Here is a 9,301-nt window from a genome sequence, read left to right as displayed (position 1 = left end):
CTGCCCGGGCGGCAGCTCGCTCACGTGCTGGGTGAGCAGGAGGTGCAGCCAGCTCAGCCGGTCCGGGCCGGTGACGGTGACGACCCCGCGGTGCGGGACGGGGACGCGCTGGGCCTGACGGCCGGGGACGCCACCGTCGGGGCGCGGTCCGGGGACGCCGACAGGAGGAGCGAGCCCTTCGGCGTGAGGGCGACCGGTGAGACCGGTGAGACCGACGGCGGCGCCGTCGGGGAGGCGGAGGCCGGATGCGGGCCCGATGCGGAGGCCGATGCATGGGCAGAAGCCGACGCGGACGCGGACGTGGCCGTTGATGCGGATGTGGAAGGCCGGTGGGAGGGGCGCGCGGAGGCGTGGGCCGTCCCCTTCGGGTGCGTGGTGGAGGTCCTCGGTTTCGCCTTCGGTGCCGGAAGGATCTGGGCGTGCGGCGGCGGGGCCTGTGCTTCCTCGACCCGGGCGGGGGAGTGGCCCACCAGGGCGTAGCCGATGACGGCCCCGGCCGCGGCGAGCACTCCGGCCACGAGGGCGACCTTGGCGCCCAGCCCGACCCCGGCGCCGACCTTGGCCCCGACGGCGGAACCACCGCCCGACGGCGGCTTCGAGGACGGCTTCGAGGAGGGCTTCGAGGAGGGCTTCGAAGACGGGCTCGAAGGCGAACGTGAGGACGAGCGCGAGGACGACCGCGATGCCGGGCGGGAGCTCTGTTTCGGCGCGGAGGACCGATTGGGGCCGGTGGACGCGGGTGGGCGCACGGGCGCGGGCGTACTCACCGCGATCGCCGCGCCCTCCATCGCCCTCGTCGCGTACTCGGTGGCGAGCCAGCCGATGACCGCAGTCGGCAGCAGCGCGCGCAGCTGCTCGTTGACCTGGGCGACCTCGAGCGCCGCCCGGCGGCAGCGCGCGCAATCCTCCAGGTGCTTGCGCATGCCGCGTTCGGCGCGCGTCCGCAGCCGGCCGCGCGCATAGGCGCCGAGCCGGTCGGCGTAGCGGGCGCAGTCGCCGCCGGAGGTGAGCGAGGCGCTGACGTGAGCCTGCAAATACGCCTGCTTGAGCCCCTCGCGGGCACGGTGCGCCAGCACGGCCGTCGCGTTGGCGGTCAGACCGAGCAGGGGTGCGACGTCACTGGGCGACTCGTCCTCGACGGTCGTGTGCCACAGGACCGTCTGCCACCGCTCGGGCAGGCTGCGGAAGGCCTGGACGGCCAGGGACTGCTCCGCCTCGTGCATGGCCCGGACGTCCGCGCCGAGGTCGAGCGTGTCGTCCTCGGGCGCCCTGAAGGAGCGGGACGCCGACCCGGCGAAGACGGCGAAGTCCTCGACCAGCTGCTCGCGTCGGGCCGTCGTGGCCCAGGCCGCCGCGACCCGCCGCACGGTGGTCAGCAGATAGGCGCGGACCGCGGAGTCCGGGCCGGCCCCGGAACGCACCGCCTGCAGGGTGCTGGTGAAGACCTCGTTGGTGAGGTCCTCGGCGGTGTGCTTGTCGCGACAGCACTTCCGGGCGTAGCGCCGGACCGCGTCGGCGTGCCGCCGGTAGAGCTCCTCGTACGCGTCGTCCTGACCGGCGCGCATGCGCTCGACCAACTCGATGTCGGAGGGCGGGAGATCTACGTCCGCCTCCGTCGGGTCGAGAAGGGGGGACGGGACCTCGCCACCGGCCGAACCGCCGGCACCGGTCAAAGCACCGGCCCCGGCACGGGCGTCGGACCCGGCGTCCGCGTCGGCGCGTGCGAGCACGCCCTCGCGCGGCGAGACCGGCACCAGCGCGCCCCCACCGGGCGGCGCCGAAGCGCCGTCGGCGGAGGGCGCGCCCGTTACGCCGCCCGGCGGATCGTCGGACTCCTCGCCCTCCTCGCCGCCCGGCAGTTCCCGGCCAGCCGACCGGCCCGCGAACGGTCTGGTCCGCTCGTCCTGATCCTCGTCCCGCCCGTCAACGCCCATAGCGGTGGCTCCCGTACATGCCCGCATAGCCCAATACCGGGCAAGCGTCGCACAAAGGACCACGCCAAGGTCGTCACCCGAACGGCAACCACTCGTCCGGGTAGGTTCGTACGCCGGACCATGAGTGGTCACCCGTTCGGGGAAAACTCTCCTGTCGGAGACGACGGGACGAGCGGCCCCACCGCCTACGCGGGCCGGGAGCGGAGACCCTCCAGCAGGATGTCGAGCAGCCGGGAGGACGCCGCCGCCTGCTGCGCCGCGTCGGGCAGCGAGGGCGCGGCCGTCGCTATCACCAGCAGCACATCGGCGACCGTGACGTCCGGCCGCAGCTCACCCGCCGCGCGAGCCCGGTCGACGAGCCGGCCGACGACCTCCAGCAGCGCCGTCGCGCCCGCGTCGTCCCGCTCCTCGGCCCGGTCGGGACGCTGCTCGACCAGGCGCAGCTCGTGCAGCTGACCGCCGGTGACACCCGGCTGACGCTGCTGCGGGACCCGCGCCTGGGGCTGCGCCGCCGCCTGGACGGACGGCACCCGCTCCGCCGGGACGGCCTGGACGGGCTGCCCCGGCTCCGGCTCGACGCCGACCCGCAGCACCTGCGGCGGCAGCAGCCGCCCCGCGCCCGAGGCCACCGACATGCGCAGGAACCGGGAGAGCGCCGACCACGGCTCCTCCTCCTGCCCCAGCGCCGTCCGCGCCTGCTCGGTCAGCCGGGCGGTCTCCTCCTCGGCTATCCGCCGGACCAGCACGTCCTTGCTCGGGAAGCGCCGGTACACCGTGCCGACACCCACTCGGGCGCGGCGCGCCACGTCCTCCATCGGCGCTCCGTACCCCAGCTCGCCGAAGACCTCGCGCGCCGCGCGCAGCACGTGCTCGAGATTGCGTTGGGCGTCCACCCGAAGCGGCGTGTTACGCGCGCCGGCGCTGTCGGCGGTCGTGGCGACAGCTGTGGACGCAGACCAATGAGAGCCTTGAATGCTCATGTGTTCCCCCGGTTATGACGTCTCCCCCCGGAGACTCCCCGCCCTGACTGCCGGGGCATGTCTCGACACCCCGACGGAGTACGAACATAGTTGAGCCCAGGTCAAGAAAGAAGAGGGTAGTTCCGCACAGCCCACCCCCAATCGGAGCAGACCCCCGTTCCGGCTTGATTCTGCACCACGCCACCACCCCCGTACATCCCCTCTGACCTGCACGGCTGCCATGCCGAAAGACCCTTTCGGCATGGAGGGATCAGCTCCGCCGCCGGTCATACTTTTCATACGGTCCTGTGGACAAACTTCGACGCCCGGTGCCTCATGGGAAGAAGCTGTGCATGGCCGGGGACTCCCCGGGCACCCGAGCCCGAAGACGCCCGAGGGCCGGGCCGTTTCGCGAGGGCTCGCGATGACGCGAGGAGGGGCCTTGGAGAAGGAACCGGCGCGCATTCTGATCGTCGGCGGCGGCTACGTCGGGATGTACACGGCGCTGCGTCTCCAGCGGGAGCTCAAACGCCACGAGGCGGTGGTCATGGTGCTCGATCCCGAGCCCTACATGACCTACCAGCCCTTCCTGCCGGAGGCCGCGGCCGGCTCCATCTCGCCGCGCCACGTCGTCGTCCCGCTCCGCCGCGTCCTGGGCCGCTGCGAGGTCGTCGTCGGCGAGGCCACCGCCATCGACCACGCCAAGCGCACGGCCAGGGTGAAGACGCTCGCCACGGAGGAGGAGGGCACCGGCCCCATCGAAGTGCACTACGACGAGCTGGTCCTCGCCCCCGGCTCCATCTCCCGCACCCTGCCCATCCCCGGCCTCGCCGACTACGGCATCGGCTTCAAGACCGTCGAGGAGGCCATCGGCCTGCGCAACCACGTCCTGGAGCAGCTGGACATCGCCTCCTCCACCCGCGACCCCGAGGTACGCGACGCCGCGCTCACCTTCGTCTTCGTCGGCGGCGGCTACGCCGGCGTGGAGGCCCTGGCCGAGCTGGAGGACATGGCCCGCTACGCCGCGCGGTACTACCACAACCTGGAGCCCGACGATCTGAAGTTCATCCTCGTCGAGGCCACCGGCCGCATCCTCCCGGAAGTCGGCGAGGAGATGGGCCGGTACACCGTCCGCGTGCTGCGCGGGCGCAACATCGACGTCCGGCTGGACACCAGCCTGAAGTCCTGCGAGAACCGCGTCGCCGTCCTCAGCGACGGCTCCCGCTTCCCGACGCGAACGCTCGTATGGACGGCGGGCGTCAAGCCGCATCCCATCCTCGACGCGACGGACCTGCCGCTGAACGAGCGCGGCCGGCTCAAGTGCACCGCCGAGCTCCGCGTCGACGGCGTGGAGCACGCCTGGGCCGCCGGAGACGCCGCCGCCGTACCGGATCTGACGGCGGATGAGGAAGGCAAGGAGTGCGCCCCCAACGCCCAGCACGCCGTCCGCCAGGCCAAGGTTCTCGCGCACAACGTCGTCTCCGCGCTGCGCGAGCGCCCACTGAAGGAGTACCGCCACAAATACGTCGGCTCCGTCGCGTCCCTCGGCCTGCACAAGGGCGTCGCCCAGGTCTACGGGCAGAAGCTCAAGGGCTACCCCGCCTGGTTCATGCACCGCGCCTACCACCTGAGCCGGGTGCCCACCTTCAACCGCAAGGCCCGCATCCTCGCCGAATGGGCGCTCGGGGGCCTCTTCAAACGGGAGATCGTCTCGCTCGGCTCGCTGGAACACCCCCGTGCCGAATTCGAACTCGCGGCAGGTACCGGACGCCACCCCGAAGCGAGTTGACGCAGGTCGCAGGGGTAGTGCGGCAACCGGAACGCGCCTGTGGCGTCCGACATCTGACGGATGTCAGCCCGGTCGGCCACACTGGACGTGTGACCATGGGTGGGCTCGTATCCGCGAAGAGCAAAAATCGTGAGGATCCGGACGTTTGCTGCACTCTCCCGGGGGCCGGCCCCCGCACCGCACACCGCGCCCCCGCGCCGGGCGCGCGGCACCGCCACCCCTCGTCGCCGAGCTGATCCGGAACGACTCCGCGAGGTAATCCTCAGTGAACTTCACCCGCTGGAGCGCCCGGCTCCCCGGAACGCAGCGCCGAGCCGCGGCGCGCGCCGACCGCACGGTCACGCCACAGGCCCCGACGGCCGCCACACCCGCCGGAGCCGGCACCGGCGCCACACCCGCCGGAGCCGGCGCCGCCGCCGGCTCCGTGCCCGCCGCCCGCGCCGAGACCGCTCCGCACACCCGGCCCGCCCCCGGCGCGGCCCCCGTCCCCGCCCTGGACGGCTTCTCCGTCCACGACATCCTGGGCACAGTCCCCGCCCTGGTCACCGTCGTCTACGGCCCGGACCACCGCATCGCCTACGTCAACGACGCCTACACCGCGCTCTTCGGCCCCCGCACCCCCGGCGCCCCCGCCCGCGAAGCCCTCCCCGAGCTCGCCGAACTCGGCCTGCTCCCCCTGATGGACCAGGTACTGCGCAGCGGCAAACCCCGCACGGTCAAATGCCGCCGCGTCACCGGCGCCGAAGCCCCCGCGCTCACCGCACGCCCGGCCGAGCCCGACGCCCGCCCCCGCTCCGGCTACTACACCTTCACCTGCTCCCCGATCGACGTCGGAACGGCCCCCGCCACCGGCCCCGCCGCCCGGGGAGGCCTCGCCGACGGAGACGACCGGCGCGGCGTCCTCGTCTTCGCGGCCGACGTCACCGACCAGGTCGAGGCCGCCGAGCGCCTGCGCGCCAGCGAACGCCGCCAGCGCGAAGCCGCCGTCACCCTCCAGCGCAGCCTGCTCCCCCAGGAGCTCGAACAGCCCGACGACCTGCGCGTCGCCGCCACCTACCAGCCCGGCGGCCGCGACACCGCCGTCGGCGGCGACTGGTACGACGTCATCACCCTCGGCGCCGGCCGCACCGCCCTCGTCATCGGAGACGTCATGGGCCGCGGCGTCCGGGCAGCCGCCGTCATGGGTCAGCTCCGCACCGCCGTCCGCGCCTACGCCCGGCTGGACCTCCCGCCGCACGAGGTCCTCCAGCTCCTCGACGGCCTCGCCGCCGAGATCGACGCCACCCAGATCGCCACCTGCGTCTACGCCGTCCACGACCCCAACGAGGGCCGGCTCGTCTACGCCAGCGCGGGCCATCTGCCGATCCTCGTGCGCGACCCCGACGGCACCGTTCGCCGCGCGGCCGAACCGACCGGCCCGCCGCTCGGCACCGGCGGCTGGCTCCACGCCTCGGGGAGCATGCCCCTCGGCCCCGGAGCCAGCGCCGTCCTCTACACCGACGGCCTCGTCGAACGCCGCGACGCCGACATCGACGAGGGCGTCGACGCCCTTGAACGCGCGTTCGCCGGCGCCACCGGATCGCCCCAGGTCATGTGTGACCGCCTCATCCGCGCCCTCGGCATCACCGACGGCCACGACGACGACGTCGCCCTGCTCGTCCTCCAGCACCCCGCCCGCACCGGCCACGACGCCGAGCTCTTCCACAACGCCGCGCTCGAACTTCTCGGCGGCGTCGAGGCCGCGCCCCGCGCCCGGGCCTTCGCCTCGGGCGTCCTGGCGAGCTGGAGATTTCCCACGGACCTGCGGGATCTCGGCGTCCTCGCCACCAGCGAGCTCGTCGCCAATTCCCTCCAGCACGGCACGCCCCCGATGCGGCTGCGGCTGCGCCGCACGGACCGCCGTCTGATCATCGAGGTCACCGACGGCGACGACCACCTGCCGCGCCGCCGCCGCGCCGAGCCGGTGGACGAGGCCGGACGCGGCATCTCGATCATCGCCACCATCGCCTCGTCCTGGGGCTCCCGCCGCACCCCGGGCGGGGGCAAGGCGGTCTGGTGCGAATTCGCCCTCCCGGCGGGACAGCACTGAGAGCGGGACGGCACTGAGAGCGGGACAGCACTGAGACAGGGCGGCCGCGGCACGGACCCTCGGACCGCTGCGGCCCCCGGGGCCGCCTGCCCCCCGGGCCGAGGGTCAGGCGGCGACGGGGACGCGGTGCTCGCCCGTCGTCTCGCCGGACGCCATCGAACCGGCGCCGCCGGCCGTCCGCTCGGGCCGCCGCGCGGCGGCCCGCAGCAGCGGGTTGTCCTGCGCGGGCGTGAGCCGACGGCCCAGCCGCAGTGCCAGCACCGAGATCGCGACCGAGCAGATGATCAGCGAACCGATATAGGTGACGTGCATCCCGGCACCGACCAGCAGACCGCCAACCGTCGGGCCGACCGCCATCGCCAGCTGCTTGACCAGCGCGAACGCGGAGTTGTACTGGCCCACCAGCCGCGCCGGAGCCAGGTCCGCCACGAGCGGGGCCACCGTCGGCGACAGCATCGACTCACCGAGCCCGAACAGCGCGTACGTCGAGATCAGCAGCGCAGTGGCGACACCGTGCGCCCCCGGGACGAGCCCCGAGATGCCCGCGGCGATCCACGCCACCGTCCAGATGACACCGACCAGCGCGATGATCCGGCTGCGGCGACGTCCCTCGACCAGCTTGAGGACCAGGAACTGCGCCACGACGATCGCCGCGGTGTTCGCCGCGAGCGCCATGCCCAGGGTGGCCGGGGATATCCGAGTGACCTCGACGGCGAAGGCCGCCAGCCCCGCCTCGAACTGTCCGTAGCAGGCGAAGAACATCACGAAGCCCAGCAGCGACAGCCGCACCATGGCCCCGTCGGCCAGCAGGCTCCGCCAGGCGCCCTTGGCCGGCTCGGCGGACGGCACCGGGTCGGTGACCTTGGGAGCGCGCGGCAGCCGGACGGTCGCCACGGTCGCACCCAGAACCAGGAACATCACGGCCTCGATGGCGAAGAGCCGGACGAAGCTCGACGGGTTGGAGGTGTCCACCAGCTGGCCGCCGAGCAGACCGCCGACGCCGAGACCGAGGTTGTTCAGGAAGAACTGCATCGCGAACGCCCGCGAGCGGGTGGTCGGCGTCGAGCACCACACGATCATCGTGGCCAGCGAGGGCTGGATCACCGCGATGCCCGCACCGAGCGCGGCACCGGCCGCGACGGCCGGCAGCCGGGCCTCGGAGAGCCCCAGTCCCATGGAACCGACGGCGGCGCAGACCGTACCCGCGATGGCGACGGGCAGCGGACCCCGACGGTCGATCACCCGACCGACGAAGGGCAGCACGATCAGCGCGGCCACGGCGAACGTCGTCAGCACGAGTCCTGCCGTGCCCGCGCCGAGACCCCGCACCTGCGCCACATAGACGAACAGGAACGGGACCGTGAAGCCGTTGCCGAACGCGCTCAGCGCGTTGCCCAGCTGGATCCGGCGCAGCGCGGCGCCCATCGCGGTGGTCACACTCACCTACCTAGGTCGAGGGGTCGTACGGGTGGGAGAAGCTTCCAGAGTCCAGCCCTGAAGACTTCAATAGTAAAGTTCGAAGCTAAAGAGTACACGCCGAAGGGCTTTAGTGCCAATCTTTCGTGCCATACTTCCGGGCATGGCTGACACCCCCGGCTCGGCCGAGCCGAGCCTCGAAGAACAGATCGCCGCCTACCAGCGCGAGTTCCAGGACCTCGACCCGCAGGTGGAGAAGGTCGTCTCGGCTCTCAGCCGCCTCAACCGGCGCATGAACGTCGCCTACGGCCGCCAGACCGCGGAGCTCGGCATCAGCAACGCCGAGTGGGAGGTACTCAAGGCACTGGTCCTCGCCGGCGACCCCTACCGCCTGGGCCCGGGCGACCTGGCCAAGCGGCTGGGACTGACCCCGGCCGCCATGACCCACCGCATCGACCGGATGGTCGCCGAAGGCCTCGTCACCCGCGAGCGGGACGAGAGCAACCGCGTACGGGTGATCGTCGGCCTCACGGAGGAAGGCCGCGGCAAGTGGCAGGAGGCCATGCGCCGGGCCACGGTCTTCGAGGAGGACCTGCTCCAGGACCTCACCGCGGACGAGCGCGGCCGCCTCGGCGAGATGCTGACCCGGCTGCTGCGCCGCGTCGAAGAGGCCCAGCCGGACGCCGGCGGACGGCTGAGCGACCTCGACTGACCCCGCTGATCCGGGGGTTGACACGGGTCCTCTGGATCCGTAGTGTTCTCCGAGTTGCCACGGAGCCGTAACGGTTCCCGGCAGCCACTCACGCCGCACCGGCGGCATCCACTACTGCACGGCCCCCCTGAACGGGATGGATTTCGGCATGCCGAAATTCCGGAACGGACTTCGATTAGGAGTCGCCGGGGAAATCCGCTAAAGTAGTGATCACGCCGGAAGGCGCGAAAAACCCCGCTCCAACAGGGGGCCGGAAACGGAATCCGAACCGGAAACGGAACGGAAAACGGATCTGGTAAGGTTGGAAACACCGAAGGGAAGCGCCCGGAGGAAAGCCCGAAAGGGTGAGTACGAAGGAAGCGTCCGTTCCTTGAGAACTCAACAGCGTGCCAAAAGTCAACG

6 protein-coding genes are annotated in these 9,301 nt (G+C 72.4%); 3 read left to right on the top strand and 3 right to left on the bottom strand.

Annotation, left to right across the window (positions count from 1 at the left end):
• Positions 1 to 53: 53 nt before the first annotated feature.
• Together AB0K09_RS23905 and AB0K09_RS23900 are read right to left on the bottom strand one after the other, a co-directional pair.
• Positions 54 to 1,934, bottom strand: a complete 1,881-nt coding sequence (locus AB0K09_RS23905) for a sigma-70 family RNA polymerase sigma factor (RefSeq protein WP_366067420.1) — start codon at positions 1,932 to 1,934, stop codon at positions 54 to 56.
• Positions 1,935 to 2,119: 185 nt separating this feature from the next.
• Positions 2,120 to 2,914, bottom strand: a complete 795-nt coding sequence (locus tag AB0K09_RS23900; RefSeq protein WP_366067419.1) for a helix-turn-helix domain-containing protein — start codon at positions 2,912 to 2,914, stop codon at positions 2,120 to 2,122.
• A gap of 403 nt (positions 2,915 to 3,317) precedes the next feature.
• On the opposite strand from AB0K09_RS23900, the gene AB0K09_RS23895 reads away from it, so the two are divergent.
• Both AB0K09_RS23895 and AB0K09_RS23890 read left to right on the top strand, forming a co-directional pair.
• Positions 3,318 to 4,682, top strand: coding sequence for an NAD(P)/FAD-dependent oxidoreductase (locus AB0K09_RS23895; RefSeq protein WP_366067418.1), 1,365 nt, complete (start codon positions 3,318 to 3,320; stop codon positions 4,680 to 4,682).
• A gap of 265 nt (positions 4,683 to 4,947) precedes the next feature.
• Positions 4,948 to 6,771 (top strand): ATP-binding SpoIIE family protein phosphatase, encoded by a 1,824-nt coding sequence (locus tag AB0K09_RS23890; RefSeq protein ID WP_366067417.1) that lies wholly within the window; start codon positions 4,948 to 4,950, stop codon positions 6,769 to 6,771.
• Positions 6,772 to 6,876: 105 nt separating this feature from the next.
• On the opposite strand, the gene AB0K09_RS23885 is transcribed toward AB0K09_RS23890, so the two are convergent.
• Positions 6,877 to 8,196: an MFS transporter gene (locus AB0K09_RS23885; RefSeq protein WP_366067421.1), complete on the bottom strand. Its 1,320-nt coding sequence runs from the start codon at positions 8,194 to 8,196 to the stop codon at positions 6,877 to 6,879.
• Positions 8,197 to 8,350: 154 nt separating this feature from the next.
• On the opposite strand from AB0K09_RS23885, the gene AB0K09_RS23880 reads away from it, so the two are divergent.
• Positions 8,351 to 8,899 (top strand): MarR family transcriptional regulator, encoded by a 549-nt coding sequence (locus tag AB0K09_RS23880; RefSeq protein WP_366067416.1) that lies wholly within the window; start codon positions 8,351 to 8,353, stop codon positions 8,897 to 8,899.
• Positions 8,900 to 9,301 lie beyond the last annotated feature (402 nt).

This window comes from Streptomyces sp. NPDC049577, assembly GCF_040675635.1.
GTDB lineage: Bacteria > Actinomycetota > Actinomycetes > Streptomycetales > Streptomycetaceae > Streptomyces.
This window is presented reverse-complemented; position numbering and strand designations above follow the sequence as displayed.